The 17,363-nt window shown below is 64.7% G+C and carries 17 protein-coding genes; 6 read left to right on the top strand and 11 right to left on the bottom strand.

What is annotated here, in order from left to right:
• Positions 1–2: 2 nt before the first annotated feature.
• Both NGM99_RS19360 and NGM99_RS19365 read right to left on the bottom strand, forming a co-directional pair.
• Positions 3–977 carry a COX aromatic rich motif-containing protein gene (locus tag NGM99_RS19360; RefSeq protein ID WP_252821995.1) on the bottom strand — a complete coding sequence of 325 codons (975 nt, stop codon included), beginning with the start codon at positions 975–977 and terminating at the stop codon, positions 3–5.
• 277 nt (positions 978–1,254) lie between these two features.
• On the bottom strand, positions 1,255–1,482 hold the full coding sequence (locus NGM99_RS19365; RefSeq protein ID WP_252821997.1) for a hypothetical protein: 228 nt from the start codon (positions 1,480–1,482) through the stop codon (positions 1,255–1,257).
• 114 nt (positions 1,483–1,596) lie between these two features.
• Here NGM99_RS19365 and NGM99_RS19370 point away from each other — a divergent pair, with 114 nt between their 5' ends.
• The gene (locus NGM99_RS19370) at positions 1,597–2,133 is read left to right on the top strand and encodes a phosphatidylglycerophosphatase A family protein (protein WP_252821999.1); all 537 of its coding nucleotides are present in this window, start codon (positions 1,597–1,599) and stop codon (positions 2,131–2,133) included.
• Here NGM99_RS19370 and NGM99_RS19375 read toward each other — a convergent pair.
• The 7 genes from NGM99_RS19375 to nanR all read right to left on the bottom strand — a co-directional run bounded on the left by NGM99_RS19375 (position 2,130) and on the right by nanR (position 8,075).
• The gene (locus NGM99_RS19375; protein ID WP_252822001.1) at positions 2,130–2,522 is read right to left on the bottom strand and encodes a hypothetical protein; all 393 of its coding nucleotides are present in this window, start codon (positions 2,520–2,522) and stop codon (positions 2,130–2,132) included. The genes NGM99_RS19370 and NGM99_RS19375 overlap by 4 nt on opposite strands.
• Positions 2,523–2,588: 66 nt before the next feature.
• The gene (locus tag NGM99_RS19380; protein WP_252822003.1) at positions 2,589–3,581 is read right to left on the bottom strand and encodes a bile acid:sodium symporter family protein; all 993 of its coding nucleotides are present in this window, start codon (positions 3,579–3,581) and stop codon (positions 2,589–2,591) included.
• A 7-nt stretch (positions 3,582–3,588) separates the two neighbouring features.
• Positions 3,589–4,197, bottom strand: a complete 609-nt coding sequence (locus NGM99_RS19385) for a DUF922 domain-containing Zn-dependent protease (RefSeq protein WP_252822005.1) — start codon at positions 4,195–4,197, stop codon at positions 3,589–3,591.
• Positions 4,198–4,243: 46 nt separating this feature from the next.
• A complete protein-coding gene (locus NGM99_RS19390) occupies positions 4,244–5,650 on the bottom strand; it encodes an MFS transporter (RefSeq protein ID WP_252822007.1) in 1,407 nt (468 codons plus the stop codon).
• Positions 5,651–5,788: 138 nt separating this feature from the next.
• Positions 5,789–6,505, bottom strand: coding sequence for a sulfate transporter family protein (locus NGM99_RS19395; RefSeq protein WP_252822009.1), 717 nt, complete (start codon positions 6,503–6,505; stop codon positions 5,789–5,791).
• Positions 6,502–7,128 (bottom strand): J domain-containing protein, encoded by a 627-nt coding sequence (locus NGM99_RS19400; RefSeq protein ID WP_252822010.1) that lies wholly within the window; start codon positions 7,126–7,128, stop codon positions 6,502–6,504. The genes NGM99_RS19395 and NGM99_RS19400 overlap by 4 nt, the downstream gene beginning before the upstream one ends.
• Positions 7,129–7,349: 221 nt before the next feature.
• A complete protein-coding gene (gene nanR, locus NGM99_RS19405; protein ID WP_252822012.1) occupies positions 7,350–8,075 on the bottom strand; it encodes a transcriptional regulator NanR in 726 nt (241 codons plus the stop codon).
• 231 nt (positions 8,076–8,306) lie between these two features.
• Between nanR and NGM99_RS19410 the strand changes: the two genes are divergently transcribed.
• From NGM99_RS19410 to NGM99_RS19425, 4 genes are read left to right on the top strand one after another with little or no spacing between them, the layout of a single operon-like run.
• Positions 8,307–9,134: a phosphogluconate dehydrogenase C-terminal domain-containing protein gene (locus NGM99_RS19410; protein ID WP_252822014.1), complete on the top strand. Its 828-nt coding sequence runs from the start codon at positions 8,307–8,309 to the stop codon at positions 9,132–9,134.
• A gap of 8 nt (positions 9,135–9,142) precedes the next feature.
• Positions 9,143–10,174 carry a Gfo/Idh/MocA family protein gene (locus NGM99_RS19415; protein WP_252822017.1) on the top strand — a complete coding sequence of 344 codons (1,032 nt, stop codon included), beginning with the start codon at positions 9,143–9,145 and terminating at the stop codon, positions 10,172–10,174.
• A complete protein-coding gene (apnL, locus tag NGM99_RS19420) occupies positions 10,171–12,057 on the top strand; it encodes a D-apionate lactonase (RefSeq protein WP_252822019.1) in 1,887 nt (628 codons plus the stop codon). The genes NGM99_RS19415 and apnL overlap by 4 nt, the downstream gene beginning before the upstream one ends.
• Entirely contained in the window at positions 12,054–13,349 is a 1,296-nt protein-coding gene (locus NGM99_RS19425; RefSeq protein WP_252822056.1) for a four-carbon acid sugar kinase family protein, read from the top strand. The genes apnL and NGM99_RS19425 overlap by 4 nt, the downstream gene beginning before the upstream one ends.
• A 99-nt stretch (positions 13,350–13,448) precedes the next feature.
• On the opposite strand, the gene NGM99_RS19430 is transcribed toward NGM99_RS19425, so the two are convergent.
• Positions 13,449–13,754 (bottom strand): hypothetical protein, encoded by a 306-nt coding sequence (locus NGM99_RS19430; RefSeq protein WP_252822021.1) that lies wholly within the window; start codon positions 13,752–13,754, stop codon positions 13,449–13,451.
• A 48-nt stretch (positions 13,755–13,802) separates the two neighbouring features.
• Entirely contained in the window at positions 13,803–15,293 is a 1,491-nt protein-coding gene (gene glpK, locus NGM99_RS19435) for a glycerol kinase GlpK (protein ID WP_252822023.1), read from the bottom strand.
• A 139-nt stretch (positions 15,294–15,432) separates the two neighbouring features.
• On the opposite strand from glpK, the gene ade reads away from it, so the two are divergent.
• On the top strand, positions 15,433–17,142 hold the full coding sequence (gene ade, locus NGM99_RS19440; protein WP_252822025.1) for an adenine deaminase: 1,710 nt from the start codon (positions 15,433–15,435) through the stop codon (positions 17,140–17,142).
• Positions 17,143–17,363: the final 221 nt, after the last annotated feature.

The following is a 17,363-nucleotide window of genomic DNA, read 5'->3' on the forward strand; positions in this document are numbered from 1 at the left end:
GTTCAGCCCTTCGTGCCGGTGGGGTTCGAGGCGGTGCAGATATCACCGTCGAGCAGGCGCACTTCGCTTGCGGGAGATTCAGGGTGCACGCCGGGATCGCCCTGGCGTCCCTCGTCGGGACCGGGCGCAGGCGGCAGAACCTGACGCACGATCGCATCGAAAAGGCCATTCTGGACCTGCGAGTAATGGAACGGCTTCACGTCGTGGCTTTGACGGGAAAGCTCAGCATAAGCCTGTGCATTGAGCACGTCGCCGCCGCTATGAAGGCCGGTGAGCCATCGGCCGAACGCATCGGGGGGCATGGCCTCGACATTGAAATTCATGCCGGAAAAACCGTCGCCGCTGTAATGGGCCGCGGTGCCGAAATAGTTGCCCGCATGGTCGGCGCGTAGATGGAGCTCGTTCTCCATGCGGTTCATCCCATAGATCATGCTGCCGAGCCGGGGGATGAAGAAGGTCGTCATCACGCTGGCCGAGGTGACGCGGAAGCGCACCGGCTGGCCGACCGGAATCTTCAGGTCGTTGACGGTCGCGACCTGGGCGCCCGGGTAGATGAAGAGCCATTTCCAGTCGAGGGCCACGACCTGGACCTCGAGCGTGTCGGCTACCGGTTCGACCGGCCGGCGCGGGTCGAGTTGGTGGGAGCCGTACCAGATCAGGCCGCCCAGAAAGAGGATGGTCAGGGTCGGGATCGACCAGACGATGAGCTCGATGCGGCCGGAATAGGTGAAACCCGGCTTGTATTCCGCCTTGGGGTTCGAGGCGCGGAACCACCAGGCAAAAGCGACGGTGGCGATCATGGTGGGGATCACGATCACCAGCATCACGGCCAGCGAATTGAGCAGGATCGTCCGGTTGCCGGTGCCGATGGGACCGACAGGATCGAGAATGCTCGGGACCGAGGAATCGAAAAAGCCGCCGCCGCATCCGGAAAGGAGAAGGACCGGCAGGCAAAGGACCAGGATACGCAGTGTCATGGGCCTCATTCCCGACAACGGAATGGAGAGCAAACCCCTTCCAGCTTGCGGGACCAACCGCAACCGCTTGGGTGCTTTCGCCTGAGCTATACTGCCCATCCCTCCAGGCTCCCATTCGAGCGAAGGCGCGACCTTCCGGCATTCGCTCGCCTCGCCTCGATCTAACTAGCGAGGGAACGCAGAGGGGCCAGTGACGCGCGCAACAAATCCCTGCTTAACGGAGTTCGGCGCCAGCAGTCTTAACATAGCTCAGGATCGGCGACCGACCCGGCGCTTCTTACTCTTCGTCCGGCAACCGGTTCGCCGGGTGATCCTGATGCTGTTCGTTGCGGATGTCGTTGCCGTCGAGGCCGCGCTCCTTCGTGTGTTGCGCCTTGTCGCGGTTGGACAGGATGTCGTTCTCGCCTACGAGGTTCTCGGGCATGGTGCTCATCGCGCCCGAACCGTCGCCTTTGCCCTGCGCGCCCAAGCCCATATGCTTCTTGCCGCCTTTGCCGGATGCCATGGTCGCTCTTCCTTTTAAAAAGGGCGAACCAGGGCTTTGCGGGAATGTTCCGCGCTTGCTTTCGGCCCCGCGCTGGCTTCTAGCTCCGAGCGGTTTCAAAGGGTGTTCCGTTCGATGCAGGCAGGGCTCGGCGAAGATGCGGTCGATGCGGGACGGGTCGCGCCGGTGCCATCCTTTTCCCTGATGCGCGCCCATCCGCACCAGTGGCTCGCGCTGGTCGGCGGGATCGGCTTGATGCGGGTCTGGCCGGGTACATGGGGCACAGCTGTCGGCGTGCCGCTGTTCTTTTTGTTGCAGGACCTGCCGCCGCTGGCACGGGGGCTCGCCTATGCCGTGCTGATCGCGGCCGGCGCATGGGCCGCTGCGCGCACGGGCGACGATCTGGGGCTGCACGATCACAACGCCATCGTGGTGGACGAGACGGTCGGCATGGCGCTGACGCTGGAATTGTTCGGCTGGGCCATGGGCGCGCCCGGCTGGGGGGCAGTGCTTGTCGGCTTCGTGCTGTTTAGGCTCTTCGACAGCACCAAGCCGTTTCCGATCCGGCTCATCGACCGGCGCATGAATGGCGGCTTCGGGGTGATCCTCGACGATCTTTGGGCGGCGGCTTACGCGGCGATCGCGCTGATCCTCGCGATGCGGGTGTTTTAGCCCCGACGATCCTTGAGCATCGTGTTCACCACGATCGTGAGCGCGAGCAGGATCACGGCGAGGAGGAGGGTCAGGACCGGCGGCCAGAGTGCCGCGCTCCAGCCCATGCGCTGTGCGCCGTGCCAGATGCCGAAACCGAGCAGCACGGGCACGGTGATGCCGATCAGCGGCAGCCGGCCGAAGAGCTGCACGAAATTGAAGCGCGCGCCGTCGTGGCCGAGAAAGGTGACGAGCACGCCCAGGCAAAGCGTGAAGACGTTCACGAGCACGGTCGCGGCCAGCGACAGGCCAACGAAGAGGACGGCGAGAAAGCCCAGAACCGCTTCCTGCGCCGGCGTCAGGCCATGAGGGGGCTCGGCGCCGAAGGAGCGGTACATCAGGGCAATCATGATCGGTCTCGCGCCTTTGAGCTTCTGGTGGCGCTTCTTATCGCCAGCATGGCTCCCGCTTCAAGATCAGACAGTCGGCTCGCTCACCACCACGGCCTCCGCCTCTTGCGGTCGCGCGCCGTAGCGCTGGGCAAGGAAGGCGCAGGCGAAGAGCTGGATCTGGTGGAACAGCATCAGAGGCAGAACCAGGAGGCCGACGGTTGCGGCAGGGAAGAGAACGCCCGCCATCGGAATGCCGCTCGCCATGCTCTTCTTGGAGCCGCAAAAGATGATGGCGATCTGGTCTTCCTTGGAAAAGCCGAGCAGTCGACTCACAACTGTCGTTGCAACAAGCACGACGGCAAGCAGAGCGATGTTGAGCGCAATCACGATGCCTAGATCGGTGGCGTCGATCTGGCTCCAGATGCCGGCCACCACGCCCGCGCTGAAGGCGCTGTACACGACGAGCAGGATCGAGCCGCGATCGACATAGGAGGTCAGCTTCTTGTGGCGTTCGAGGAACTTGCCGATCAGGGGGCGTGCGAGCTGGCCGAGGCCGAAGGGCAGGAGAAGCTGGGTTGCGATGTCGCCAAAAGCCTGGAGGTTGAAGCCACCTTCGGCATGCAGCAGCAGGCCGACCAGAACGGGCGTGATGAAGACGCCGAGAAGGTTCGAGACGGACGCCGCGCAAAGGGCTGCCGGCACATTGCCGCGCGCGATCGAGGTGAAGGCGATCGAGGACTGCACGGTGGAAGGCAGCAGGCAGAGAAAGATCATGCCGGTGAGAAGCGGGGCAGGCAGGTGGCCGTCGAGCAGCTCTTCCAGCCCGAGGCCCAGAAGCGGGAAGAAGAGAAAAGTCGTGACGAGGATCAGGAGCTGGAGCCGCCAATGGGCGATGCCGGCCAAGATCGCTTTCGGGGCGAGCCGCGCGCCATAAAGGAAGAAGAGCAGGCAGATCGCGGCATAGGTCGCGATCTTGACGATGCGTGCTGCTTCGCCGGTCGCGGGCAGCACGGCTGCGAGCACGACCGTCAAAAGCAGCAGGATAAGGTAGGGATCGATGCGGAGGCGCTTGAGCATGCAGAGCCTATAAAGGCGGCGGCGTTGCGCCGCGATTGACGAATTCGAGGATCAGGCGGTGGACCGGGCCGCCATCGCCGAGTTCGACGCGGTCGTATTCGCGGCTGCGCTGGCGCTGGGCCTGCGAAAGGGCCGCGAGGCGACGGGTCATCTCGGTCTTGATCCTGGTGCAGCCAGGATCGTTCTCGACGCGCAGCCCCACCGTTTCACGCTCGATGGCGCGGACCATGTCGGTGATGATGACGCCGTGGAACTTCTCGTGGCGCTCGACGCCGGCGCTGAACTTGGTCCAGTGCGTCTTGACCGGTTCGGGCAGCGCGTTGGCTGGTTTCGGCAGGTGGTAGGTGATCAGGAGCCTGGGCACAGCGCGCGCGAGCACGCAGGCGCCGTTCTGGTTTTCGTATTTGCGCTGCCAAGTGAGCTTGAAGGTGGTCTGCGCTATGGTGCGGCCAAGGCTCATTTGCGGCCCGCGCTCGCCGATCGAAGCGTAGAGCTCGGGCTCCGTCGTTCCCGAGACACGATAGAACTTCGTGCTTTCCTGCGGCTTCCAGTCGGCAAAGGCCGGCGTGGAAAGGAGGAGGGCTGAAAGCGAAAAGGAGAGAAGGCGCAAGGTCACGGTGCCTCCCCTATCACGGTGCTCTCGCCCGCGCCAAATCGGGCTTTCAGGTGCCACTTTCGATGGGGTCCTCGATGGCTCTGGGTGCCGCGCGGGGCCCCGGCGTCGGCTCGAAGCGGCGGAGCGCACTGGGCACGATGCCGGCGGCGGCAAGACAGGTCGCGAGGCCGAGTGCGATCTCGATCTGATTGCTCGGTATCAGGCCGAAGATCACGGCGAGAAGTGCCACGCCCATGGTCTGCCCGACGAGGCGCGCGCTCGACTGGATGCCGCTCGCACCGCCGCTGCGCTCGCGCGGGGCGCTGGTGATGATGATCTTGTTGTTGGGCGTCTGGAAGGTGCCGAAGCCCAGACCCGTAAGTGCCAGGCGCCAGACGAGATCGGCGGTGGAGGGATTGCTTGGCAGAAGGGCGAGGGAAAGAAGGCCCAAGGCGAACAGGAACAGGCCGAGGGCCGAAAGCTTGCCCGGCTCGAAGCGGTCGGCGAGGCGGCCGGTGACGAAGGCGGCAAGGGCGGTTGCGATCGGCCATGGCGTCATCAGGAGGCCGGTTTCGGCCGGGGTCTTGCCGAGAGTGTCGTGGAGAAAGAAGGGCAAGCAGACGAAGGCCATTCCTTGCGCGCTGAAGGACAGAACGGAAGTCGTGGCCGACAGCGCAAAGATCGGTTTGCGCAAGAGATCGACGGGCAGGATGGGCGCTGGAATGCGTAGCTGGCGCGACACGAAATAGGTGCCGACGACCAGACCGAGCACGATTTCGCTCGCAGCCAGCACCATGCCCTCCTTGTGGCCGAGCGCGTTCACGCCCGAGATCGTCAGGCCGAATGTGGCGGCACTCAAGAGAGCGCTCTGCCAGTCGAAGCGGCGGGGCGCGGTGGGCGTGAAAGGCAGGGTCTTCAGGCCGACGAGAAGGGCCAGAAGGCCGATCGGCACATTGACCAGAAACAGGCCCTGCCAGGGTGCCAGCGACAGGATGAGGGCGGCAACCGAGGGGCCGATGGCAGAGGAAACGGCCACCACCATCGCGACATTGCCGACCGCGCGGCCGAGCAGGTTATGGGGAAATATGAAGCGCACCAGCGCGATGTTGATGCTCATGATGCCCGCCGCGCCCAGACCTTGCAGCGCACGCGCGGCGATCAGGATAGGCAGGCTGGTGGACAGCGCGCAAAGGAGCGAGGCGAAGGTGAAGAGCGCCAACCCGCCGAGATAAACGCGGCGATAGCCATAGACCTCGCCGAGCGAGGCCAGCGGCAGAAGCGACATGGTGACGACGAGCTGGTAGGCGTTGACGATCCAGATCGCGTCCACCGCGCGGATCTGCAGCTCCTGCGTGATCGGCGGCAGCGCGATATTGGCGATGGCGCCGTCGAGCACGGCCATCATCACGGCGAGCCCGACCGTGGAGAAGGCAAGAATGCGCTGCGGTTGCGGAAGACCGTCCTGAACCTGCATCGGATTGTCCGGCTGTTTTTTTGAGGCGGGAGGAAACAGCGGAGAAGAGTGCCGTTTCGCAGTCTGGCCCCATTTAGGGTGGCGGCTCATGCGAGCCCAGACGCGATAGCGTGATCGGTTGAGCCTGAAAAGCGAAACCTATCGGGCCAGACGGTTTCGCTCGCGTCGTGCCAGCGCCTTGTGCAGGTGGGTCATGAAGGCGGCGGCAAAGAAGGGGCCTGTCAGATTGAGGACCGGCACGGCGAGCCAGCCGGCGATCAGAAGCCCGGCGAGAAAGACCGTTCCACTGTTTGCGCGCCGCAGTGCCTTGGCCTCCTGCTCGGAACGGAAGCGCATCGCAGCGAACTCGAAGAATTCACGGCCGAGCAGGTAGCCGTTGACGAGGAGGAAGGCGACGAGGTTCACGCCCGGCACGAGAAGCAGGAAGAGCGCGATCAGATTGCCGAGAATGACCACGCCGAGGAATTTGACGGAGAGAACCAGCGAGGCAAGCGTCGGCATGGCGCGGCCGGGCGGGTCGTTGGGGTAGTCCTCGCGCTCGACGGCTTCGGCGATCTCGTCGAGAAATAGACCGGCGACGAGCGCGGTCGCCGGCGCCAGAAGCAGAGCGAGGCCGACCGCGAGCGCCAAGCCGACGATGATCGCCGCCAGCGGTTCGAGAAAGCCGGCCCAGCCGGGCAAGGCGTTCACGCCCTGGTCGATCCAGGGCATCACCCACCAGTCGAACAGGCCCCGCAGGCCGAACCAGCCGGCAATCAGAAGCAGGATGGTGAGGCCGAGCGTCTTGAGGATCAGGCCGCGCGATTCGGGGCGCAGAAGGTCGGAAATCGCGGCGGAGGCAGCGCTTGCGATCACGCGCCGGGCTCCGGGGACGTGCCGGCCGAACCCGACTGCACGGAGCGGATGATGTCCACCATCGAGTCGTAGCGTTCCAGCTCTTCGGTGGCGCGCTCCTGGGCGGCCAACACGTTGCGCTTGGTGATGCGGGCTTGCGTCAGTTTCCTGATCTGGCCGTCGATCACGGTGGAAAACAGGTTCTCGGCCTCGTCCTTGCGGCGGATGCGGGCGCGCGCCGCTTGAAGCGCTTCGAGGCGCTCTTCGATGGCGGCCAGTTCCTCGGCCGTCACGTCGCGGCTGGCCGCAACCAGACGGCGCATCTCGCTGACGAAATCGGTGCTGTCGATGGCGAGCCGGGAGGAAGACAGCACGTGGTTCAGCACGCTGCTCAAGGTGAAGATCAGATCGGCATGGCTGTTGTCGGCCTCGTCCGCGTCGAACTGGCCCGTCGCGTCATAGCGCTTGCGCCGGTCGGGGTCGGAGAGAACCGAGTAGGCGCGGGTGATCGCCACGAAGCGCGCACTGTCTCCGCCACGGTCGGGATGAAAGCGCTTGGCCGCCTGGCGATGCGCCGTCTTGATCTCGGCGGCGGAAGCCGTGGGCTCGACCTCGAGAAGATCGTAGAGAAGCGTGTCGGTCAAAAGTGTCGTCTCGGGTTCCGTGAACGCCTGTGCGCAAGGCGGCATAAAGCAGGCGCGGCCGAATTGGAATGTTTGCGGGCGGTTTCGTCTAAAGACGAATGGCCGGCAAACTTCTTGGCTGCCTTTGCCGGTGCTGGTCACATATCGAGGGTGAGCGCGCGAGGTGACCGCTGTTTGGCGATGGTGCACAATGCTGCTCACCTTGTCATGCCAGCCGGGCCTTATTCCTCCACGAGCGCGCGGCGGATCGTGTCGGGCTGGCGATAAAGATCGTTGGCCCGAGAGATATGGTCGGTCATGATCCGGGCCGCGCCTTCCCCGTCGCCGGCGGCAATCGCGCGGACGATCTTCTCGTGTTCCTCCAGCGTCACGCGCTCCTTGCCGCGTACGGACACAAGCTCGCGCTTGAAGCGCGACAACCAGACGAGCATGCCCTTGGTGGCGGCGGCGACCAGCGTGTTGCCGCTCATATCGGCGATGAGCCCGTGAAAGGCCATATCGGCCCCGACGAAGCGGGCATGGTCGCCGCGCGCTTCCTTGAGGTCGCGCAACGAGGCTTCGAGCGCTTCGAGATCGCGGGCGGAGGCGTTGCGCGTTGCCATGCGTACCAGCGCGGCTTCGATCCAGAGACGTGCTTCCTTGAGTTCGTCCAAGCCTCGCGGGCTGGTGGCGAGCAGCATGATCATGGCGTTGGAGATTTGGTCGACGATCACGTCGGGGGTGGGGTTCACCACGCGGGCGCGCTCGCCATGGCTGATCTTGATCAGACCCATCTGCTGGAGCGACTGCATCGCCTCGCGGATCGACGGGCGCCCGACGCCGATCATGGCCATCAATTCGCGCTCGGAGGGCAGCTGCGAGCCGGGTGGAAATTCGGCGGTGGAGATCGCCTCGATCAGGCGATCGAGCACTTCCTGGGACAGTTTTCGCCTTTGAACCGGCTCCATATGCGGGCTCCCCTTGCTTGGCTTAAGTCCTATGAGAGCGGACGCGCGAGCACAACCGTCGCAGCCGAGTTATATTGACATAACTTATGTGACGACTTAAGCCTTGGGGAGTTTCGAATGTCTGATCGGTGGCGATTGGGCCGCGAATTGGCAGCGCGTCCGCGCTGTGCCCTTGCTGCTCAACCATGTCGATCCGGCTGAGACCCGACATTCTCAGGAAAGACCCAAACCATGACCAAAGTTGCGCTCGTCGGTGCCGGCGGCAAGATGGGCTTCCGGCTCGCCGGAAGGCTCAAGGAATCCCGCTTCGACGTGGCTTATGCCGAAGTCAGCGATGCGGGCCGCGAGCGGCTGAAAAGCGGGCTCGGGCTCGATGCGTCGGATACGGCCGCCGCGATCCAAGGCGCTGACGTGGTGATCCTCGCGGTTCCGGACACGGCGATCGGCAAGGTCTCGTCGGCGATCGAAAAGGATCTTGCGCCCGGCACGATGCTGGTGATCCTCGATGCGGCCGCACCGTTTGCGGGCCATCTGCCCAAGCGCGACGATCTCACTGTTTTCGTTACCCATCCCTGCCACCCGCCGATCTTCAACGACGAGACGGAAGAGGCCGCCAAGCGCGACTTCTTCGGTGGGGTCGCGGCCAAGCAGCATATCGTCTCGGCACTCATGCAGGGGCCGGAAGAAGCCTATGCCCTGGGCGAGGAGATCGCCAAGATCATCTGGGCGCCGGTGATGCGCTCGCACCGCATTACGGTGGAGCAGATGGCGCTCCTCGAGCCGGGGCTGTCGGAAACGCTGTGCGCGAGCCTGCTGGTCGTGATGCGCGAGGCGATGGACGAGGTGGTCAGCCGCGGCGTGCCGCACGAGGCTGCGCGCGACTTCCTGCTCGGCCACATGAATGTGCTGGGCGCCGTGATCTTCGACGAAACGCCGGGCGTGTTCTCGGATGCGTGCAACAAGGCCATCGAATTCGGCAAGCCGATGCTGATGCGTGACGACTGGAAGCGCATCTTCGAGCCGGCCGAGCTCGAAGCCTCGATCCGCCGCATCACGTGAGCGCGCCCATGCTGAAAGGCGCGCTGATCGGATGCGGCTTCTTCGCCATCAACCAGCTCCATGCCTGGCGCGACATTGCGGGTGAGGGCGGGGCGGCGATCGTGGCGCTTTGCGACCGCGATGCCGCGCGGCTCGCACAGGTTGCCGCGCAATTCGGTATCGCGCGCACCTATACGGATGCGGCGGCGATGCTCGACGCGGAAGAGCTCGACTTCGTGGATATCTGCACCACGGCACCGAGCCATCGGGCGCTGGTGGAACTGGTGGCATCGCACAAGCTGCCGGTGATCTGCCAGAAGCCGCTGGCACCGACGCTGGAAGAAGCGGAGGCCATCGTTACGGCCTGCGAGAAAGCCGGCGTGCCGCTGATGGTGCACGAGAATTTCCGCTGGCAGTCGGCGATTCGCGCGGTGCGTGGCGTTATTGACAGTGGGCGGATCGGCTCGGTGTTCTGGGGGCGCGTCTCGTTCCGCTCGGCTTTCGACGTGTTTTCCGGCCAGCCTTATCTTGCCGAAGGCGAACGATTCATCCTCGAAGATCTCGGCGTGCATGCACTCGACGTTGCGCGGTTCCTGCTTGGCGATGTCTCGAAGCTCACGGCCACGACGAAGCGCGTCAATCCACGCATCAAGGGCGAGGATGTGGCGACCGCGCTGATGGAGCATGAGGGCGGGGTGACCGGCATCATGGATTGCTCCTATGCCTCGAAGCTCGAAGAGGAGCTGTTTCCGCAGACGCTGGTCGAGATCGACGGCACGGAAGGTTCGATCCGCCTGGGGGCGGGCTACCGGCTGACGGTGACGGATGCGGACGGGACCGAGTATCGAGACGTGTCGCCGCCGCTCCTCCCTTGGGCCGAGCGCCCGTGGCACAACATTCAGGAAAGCGTTCTGGCCATCCAGAAGCACTGGGTGCAGAGCCTCAACGGCGGTGCCCAGTTGGAAACGAGCGGCACCGACAATCTGAAGACCCTGCGCCTGGTCGAGGCCTGCTATCACAGTGCTGCGACGGGCTTGCCGGTGGAGCCTGCGGCACTGTGAGCACACCATCGCGCGCCATCATGCTGTTCGGCACTGAGGAAAGGCCGGCGGAAAGCCGAACTTTAAGGGCCGGGCCGCTCAGCGTCGTGCTTGAGGACGGCAATCTGCGCACGATCCGCTGGCACGGCACTGAAGCGATCCGCGCGGTGTCCTATCTGGTGCGCGATGAGAACTGGGGCACCTATGCGCCGGCGATCGAGGGACTGAGCGTCGAGGAAGAGGCGGCGCGGTTTGCCGTATCATATCGCGGAACCTGCAAGGCTTCATCGGGTACGGTGCTCCGCTTCGAGGCGAAGATCACGGGCGAGGCTTCGGGCAGGCTGGTGTTCGATGTGTCGGCCGTGCCCGATGCGGATTTCTCGACCAACCGGACCGGCTTCAATATCCTGCATCCGATCGTGGGCGTCGCGGGCCGGCCGGCGATGGTGGAGCATACGGACGGCACGGTGGAGCATTCGGAGTTCCCCTTGCTGATCGATCCGGCGCAGCCTTTCATGGCGATGCGGCGGATCACGCATGAGCTCGCGCCGAGTGTGACGGCTTCCGTGCTGATGGAAGGCGACACGTTCGAGATGGAGGACCAGCGCAACTGGACCGACGCCTCATATAAGACCTATGTCCGTCCGCTCGCGCTGCCGTGGCCTTATACATTGCCGGCAGGCGAGACGGTGCGGCAGACCATCACGATCACCTTGGAAGGTGTGCCGGAGTCGTCGGGCAGGAACGGCGTTGGTCCGGTGCAGGTTCGGCTTGGTGAGGATACAGGAGCGATTCACCCCTCAGTTGGGCTCGTGGTGACACCCGAAGAAACAGCGGCAACGCTTGCCGCGCTCAGCCATCTCAAGGCGCTCGGCCCGCGTCATCTGATCCTGTCTTTCGATCCACTGCAAGGTCACGGGCAGGCGGCGCTCGACGGGTTCCGGCAACTGCTCGATGCCTATCCGGTGCCCGCGACGCTCGAACTGACGCTGCCTGCCAAGCGCACGCCTGCCGATGAACTGGCGGAAGCGGCACGTATGGTGGAGGCCGCCGGGCTCAGACTCGATGCGGTGTCCGTCAGCCCCGCGCCCGACCTCAAATCGACGCCGCCCGGCAGCCGGTGGCCGGAATGTCCGCCACTCGACGAGATTTACCGTACGGGGCGCGCACATTTTCCGGGCGTTCGGCTCGGGGGCGGCATGTTCAGCTATTTCACCGAACTGAACCGCAAGCGGGTGCCGGCGGAGTTTCTCGACTTCGTCACGCACAGCACGGCGCCCATCGTTCATGCCGCCGACGACGAGAGCGTGATGCAGACGCTGGAAGCGCTGCCCTTCAACACGCAATCGGTCCGGGCGATCTTCGGTGACAAACCCTACCGCATCGGCCCTTCCACGATCGGGATGCGACACAACCCTTATGGCGCTGCCTTGGCCACCAGCGACGGCAAGGTGCGCAAGACCATGATGTCGAACGATCCGCGCCAGCGCGGGCTTTTCGCCGGTGCCTGGAACGTCGGCTATGCGGCGGCCACGCTTTCGGCAAGGCTCGAAGCGCTGACGCTCGGTGCGTTGACAGGGCCGTTTGGCGTGGTGGAAGGCGAGGGCGTGCGTCCGGCCTTCCATGCCTTGAAGGCGATTGCCGCGCTTTCGGGCCTGCCCGCACGTGCCCTCGAGATCGGTGAAAATGCTGTGGTCGCAGGTCTCGCGACGGGCTCGACGCTGGTCTTGGCCAATCTGCGGCCGGAGCCGGTCGATCTCCGAGTTCAGGGACTCGATGGTTTCATGCGCGTCGATGAGACCGTTTGGAACGCTGTCTCCAGTTCGGCCGAGTTGCCGCGTGAAAGCGGCAGTGACCATATTTCCCTCGGCGCCTATGGCGTCGCAATCTGTTCAGTCCGCTGATGCCGCCGCTTCTCTCTTATTACGGTGACGACCTCACCGGCTCCACGGATGTCATGGAAGCGCTCGAAACGCGCGGCGTGCCGACGGTGCTTTTCACGGGCATCCCGGACGATGCACTGCTCGCGCGCTTCGCTCATGTCGAGGCGATCGGCATCGCGGGCACCAGCCGCAGCGAAACGCCGGACTGGATGGATGCGCATCTGCCTGCCGTGTTCCGCTGGCTGAAGGAAACGGGTGCGGCGCTCACACATTACAAAGTGTGCTCGACCTTCGACTCCAGCCCCACGGTCGGCTCCATCGGCCGTGCGCTCGACATCGGAGCCGAACTGTTCGGGCAAAGCTCGACGCCGTTGGTTGTCGGTGCGCCGGAGCTGAAGCGCTGGACTGCGTTCGCTCACCTCTTTGCCGGTTTTCGTGGCGAGAACTTCCGCATCGACCGCCATCCTGTGATGAGCCGCCATCCGGTGACGCCGATGGCTGAAAGCGATCTGCGCGTGCATCTCGGCGCGCAGACGGAAAAGCCGGTCGGGCTGATCGACCTGGTGGCATTGAAGGCGGGGATCACGGCTGAGGATGCGGAAGCGGTCTTCTCGACCTTCCCCGTGGTGCTGCTCGACGTGCTGGATGCCGACACCCAAGAGCGCGTCGGCGATCTGCTCTGGCAGCGGCGCGCTCGATCGCCGTTCGTGGTCGGGTCCTCGGGCGTGGAATATGCGCTGGTGGCAAAAGGTGCCGCGACACCGCTGAGCGGGCGCACGCGGCGTTTCGACAATCCCGGCTCGCGCGGTCCCATCGCGGTCGTGTCGGGCTCCTGCTCGCCGACCACGGAGCGGCAGATCCGCCATGCCACCGAAAATGGTTTCGAAGGCATCGCGCTCGATGTCGCGGCGTTGCTCGGCGAGGAGCGTGAGCATGAGATTGCGCGGGTCGTCGAGGCAGGCAGTGCCGCGCTGAGCGCCGGGCGCAGTCCGCTGATCTATTCGGCGCTGGGTGGGGAAACGGCTGAAGGCGCGGGTGGCGGCCGCCGCATCGGGCGCGCTCTTGGCCTCGTGCTGCAGCAGCTCGTTTCGCGTCATGGTTTGGCACGCGCGGTAGTCGCCGGCGGCGATACGTCGAGCCATGCGATCGCGGAGCTCGGCATCGGCGCGCTGGAATGCCTGCTGCCGCTGCCGCGCTCACCGGGTTCGCCCCTTTGCTTGGCGCACCGGGCGGATGGCAGCCGGCTGGAGGTCGCGTTCAAGGGCGGGCAGGTTGGCGGCGACGACTACTTCTCATTGGTGCGGGATAGCTGAAGTCCCCGGGGGGTGAGCGAGCCGCTCCGCTGACTTCGAGCCTTCATCCACTGCGCATAGGCGGTCGAGCACCCAAAGCCTTATAAAACCCGAACATCCCTAAATCCCCGACCCGTCCACCTCCTCAATTCTTTCCCCCTCCCAAGCCGCTGGCCTGTCCTCGCTCGCCGGGCTCGCGATGGGCAGGGGCATCCAGCATTGCAGTTCGGGCTCGCTATATTCGACCACCGCACCCGGCGTGGAATCGGCGGCACGCCAGCCTTCGCCGCCGAGCTGGTCGGAGCGGCCCCAATAGGCGACATCCACTTCCGCCGAGCCCTGCTCGGCCGAACGCACGGTGACGAGGATGCGGGTGCCGTCGCGCGGGGCGCGGGACATGGGTTGCCAGCGATCGGTTTCAGCCATGGAAGTCTCCTTGCGTGTCTATCCAATCTGGAGCCGCGATCGACTGGCTCAAGCGGAAAGCGTGCGGCGCACCGCATCGCGCCATCGGGCGAGGCGTTTTTCGCGCGTCGCGTTGTCCGATTGCGGTGTGAAGCGGTGTTCCAGGCGCCAGCTGTCAGCGAAGCCCGTCGGGTCGGGATAGATGCCGCTGGCGAGACCGGCCAGATAGGCGGCGCCCAGCGCGGTGGTTTCGCGCAATTCGGGGCGGTCCACCGCCACCCCGAGCGTGTCGGCCAAACCCTGCATGGTCCAGTCGGACGCGGTCATGCCGCCGTCGACGCGAAGCACGGTTTCCTGCGCGCTGGCTTCCGGCCAGTCGGCGAACATGGCGTCGAGCAAGTCGGCGGTCTGGAAACACACGCTTTCGAGCGCGGCGCGCGCCAGTTCGCGCGGGCCGGTGTTGCGGGTCAGACCATAAAGCGCGCCGCGTGCGTCGGCATCCCAGTGCGGCGCGCCCAAGCCCACGAAGGCCGGCACAAGGATGACGTCCTGTTCCGGATCGGCGGCGCGCGCCAGGGGGCCGGTTTCGGACGCCTGCTTGATAATGCCCAAACCGTCGCGCAGCCACTGCACGGCGGCACCCGCCACGAAGATCGAGCCTTCCAGCGCATAAGTGCGCTTGCCGTTGAGCTGATAGGCGACCGTGGAGAGCAGGCGGTTTTCGGAGCGTACCGGCTTGCTGCCGGTGTTGAGCAGCATGAAGCAGCCGGTGCCATAAGTGGATTTCACCATACCCGGCGCAAAGCAGGCCTGGCCGACCGTTGCCGCCTGCTGGTCGCCCGCGATGCCGCAAATGGGAATGGCAGCGCCGAACAGGCTGGGGTCGGTGATGCCGAACTCGCCAGAGGAATCGCAGACTTCCGGCAGAACGGCCGCGGGGATGCGCAGGAGTTTGAGCAGGTCTTCGTCCCACTCGCCTTTGTGAATGTCATAAAGAAGCGTGCGCGAGGCGTTGGTCGCGTCGGTGCGATGGATGCCGCCGCCCGACAGGCGCCAAAGCAGGAAGCTGTCCACCGTGCCGAAGGCGAGTTCGCCCCGTTCGGCGCGAGCGCGGGCACCCGGTAGATGGTCGAGTAGCCAGGCGAGCTTGGTGCCCGAGAAATAGGGGTCGGCGATCAGTCCCGTGCGGGCTGTGATCAGGTGCTCCGCGCCGTCCTTTCGCAGCTGTGCGCACATCTCCGCCGTGCGGCGGTCCTGCCAGACGATGGCGCGGTGAACGGCGCGACCTGTGGCGCGGTCCCAGAGCACCACCGTCTCGCGCTGGTTGGTGATGCCGATGCTGGCGATGTCTTTTGCCGCGATGCCGGCCTGCGCGACCGCCGTGCGGCAGACGCCAACCACCGAGCTCCAGATATCCTCAGGCTCGTGCTCGACCCAGCCGGAGGCGGGGAAATGCTGCGGGAATTCCTGCTGCGCCGTCGCTATCACGCGCATCGCGCGGTCGAAGACGAGCGCACGCGAGGAGGTGGTCCCCTGGTCGATCGCAAGTACATAAGTCATCGGCAGCTTTTCCTCCCCTTGGCCGGCCTCCGCGTTCGCACTCTTGCCGAAGCCTCTCGCGCGACGCAACGGGCGCCGGCTCTTGAGATTGCGCGTTCCGCAATGCTCAATGGGAAGCATGGTGATTGAGGCAGATAATATGAGCGAAGCGCTGGCACGGATGATCGATCATGGGCTCGGCCGCGAGCCGGCGGACCTCGTGTTGAAAGGTGGGCGCTTCTTCGATCTCGTTTCGGGCGAACTGGTGGAAAGCGATATGGCGATTTCGGGCGACCGCATCGTCGGCACCTGCGGCATATATAAGGGCCGCGAGGAAATCGACGTGTCCGGCCGGGTGATCGTGCCCGGGTTCATCGACACGCATCTGCATATCGAGTCTTCGCTGATCACCCCGCACGAGTTCGACCGCTGCGTGCTGCCGCGGGGGATCACCACGGCCATCTGCGACCCGCACGAGATCGCGAATGTGCTGGGTGCGGAAGGCATTCGCTATTTCCTCGACAGTGCCGAGCGCACGGTGATGGATATCCGCGTGCAGTTGTCGAGCTGCGTGCCGGCGACGCATCTGGAAACGGCCGGTGCGCGGCTTGGGATCGAAGACCTGCTTCCCTTTGCCGGCCATCCCAAAGTGATCGGCCTAGCCGAATTCATGAACTTTCCCGGCGTGCTCGCCAAGGATCCGCAATGTCTGGCGAAGCTCGCGGCCTTTCAAGGCAGGCATATTGACGGGCACGCACCCTTGTTGCGGGGCGAGGCGCTCAACGCCTATCTCGCTACCGGCATCCGCACCGACCACGAGACGACGAGTGCGGACGAGGCCCGCGAGAAGCTGAGGAAAGGCGTGCATGTTCTAGTGCGCGAAGGCTCGGTGTCTCGCGATCTGGAAGCGCTGATCCCGATCATTACCGAGCGACACTCGCCCTTCATCGCGCTCTGCACCGACGACCGTAATCCGCTCGACATCGCCGATCTCGGCCATCTCGACCACATGATCCGCACGGCCATCGCGCGGGGCGTCGAGCCGCTCGCCATCTATCGCGCGGCGAGCATCTCGGCGGCGCGGGGCTTTGGGCTGAGCGATCGCGGGCTCGTGGCGCCTGGCTGGCGGGCGGATCTGGTGGTGCTCGATATGCTCGAAAGCTGTCGGGCAGAGAAGGTGATCGCGGCGGGGCGTGTGGTCTCGGATGCGCTCTTCGCCGCTCGCGAGCCGGTTCCAGCGGTGGGGCGGAAGAGCGTGAAGGCACCGCGCGTGCAGGCTTCGCAATTCCGCTCTTCTTCCAATAGCGGGCGCTCGCGGGTGATCGGCGTCGTGCCGGGCAAGATCATCACGGAAAGCCTGGTGCTCGATTTGCCTGCCGGACCCAATGGTGTTTCAGGCGACATCCAAAAGGATGTCGCAAAGATCGCGGTGGTCGAGCGACACGGGATCAACGGCAATATTGCGGTGGGCTTCGTGCAGGGTTTCGGGCTGCAAGGGGGAGCGATCGCGTCCACGGTCAGTCATGACAGCCATAATATCTGCGCGGTCGGCGTGTCGGACGCGGATATTGCGATCGCAGTCAATCGGCTTGGTGACATCGAAGGCGGGTTCGTGGTGGTCCGGGATGGAGCCGTGCTGGCCGAACTGGCGCTGCCGATCGCGGGGCTGATGAGCGAGGAGCCGTTCGAAGCCGTACGGGACAGGCTGAGGGAACTGAGGGCTGCCGCCTTCTCGTTAGGCTCGAAACTCGATGAGCCATTCCTTCAGCTCGCCTTCCTGGCCCTGCCGGTCATTCCCCATCTCAAGATCACCGACCGCGGCATGGTCGATGTCGACCGCTTTGCGTTTGTCGGCACGGAGATGAACTAGACGCATCTCGCGTAGGCCAGAAGGCACTTTACGTTGGGTCGTCACAAAAGTTCCAAAAAACTCGAAAAAGGGGGTTTACAGTTCCGGCTGCCCCCGACTATATACGCCTCATCAACGAGGGCGGTACGCCGCTGGCGGGGACGGGGTTTTGCCTCTGACTTTGCTGACTGGCTCTGAGGAGTTAGCCTCTGGTGTTTCTTGAGAGCCGCGTGAGCGACACT

The sequence above is a fragment of the Mesorhizobium liriopis genome, assembly GCF_024053505.1.
Taxonomy (GTDB): Bacteria; Pseudomonadota; Alphaproteobacteria; order Rhizobiales; family Rhizobiaceae; genus Mesorhizobium_B; species Mesorhizobium_B liriopis.

Coding starts and splice junctions, on each gene's coding strand:
- NGM99_RS19415 (WP_252822017.1), top strand. CDS start 9,143: ATGCTGAAAGGCGCGCTGATCGGATGCGGCTTCTTCGCCATCAACCAG.
- NGM99_RS19365 (WP_252821997.1), bottom strand. CDS start 1,482: ATGGCATCCGGCAAAGGCGGCAAGAAGCATATGGGCTTGGGCGCGCAG.
- NGM99_RS19370 (WP_252821999.1), top strand. CDS start 1,597: ATGCAGGCAGGGCTCGGCGAAGATGCGGTCGATGCGGGACGGGTCGCG.
- nanR (WP_252822012.1), bottom strand. CDS start 8,075: ATGGAGCCGGTTCAAAGGCGAAAACTGTCCCAGGAAGTGCTCGATCGC.
- NGM99_RS19410 (WP_252822014.1), top strand. CDS start 8,307: ATGACCAAAGTTGCGCTCGTCGGTGCCGGCGGCAAGATGGGCTTCCGG.
- ade (WP_252822025.1), top strand. CDS start 15,433: ATGAGCGAAGCGCTGGCACGGATGATCGATCATGGGCTCGGCCGCGAG.
- NGM99_RS19360 (WP_252821995.1), bottom strand. CDS start 977: ATGACACTGCGTATCCTGGTCCTTTGCCTGCCGGTCCTTCTCCTTTCC.
- NGM99_RS19430 (WP_252822021.1), bottom strand. CDS start 13,754: ATGGCTGAAACCGATCGCTGGCAACCCATGTCCCGCGCCCCGCGCGAC.
- glpK (WP_252822023.1), bottom strand. CDS start 15,293: ATGACTTATGTACTTGCGATCGACCAGGGGACCACCTCCTCGCGTGCG.
- NGM99_RS19375 (WP_252822001.1), bottom strand. CDS start 2,522: ATGATTGCCCTGATGTACCGCTCCTTCGGCGCCGAGCCCCCTCATGGC.
- NGM99_RS19390 (WP_252822007.1), bottom strand. CDS start 5,650: ATGCAGGTTCAGGACGGTCTTCCGCAACCGCAGCGCATTCTTGCCTTC.
- NGM99_RS19380 (WP_252822003.1), bottom strand. CDS start 3,581: ATGCTCAAGCGCCTCCGCATCGATCCCTACCTTATCCTGCTGCTTTTG.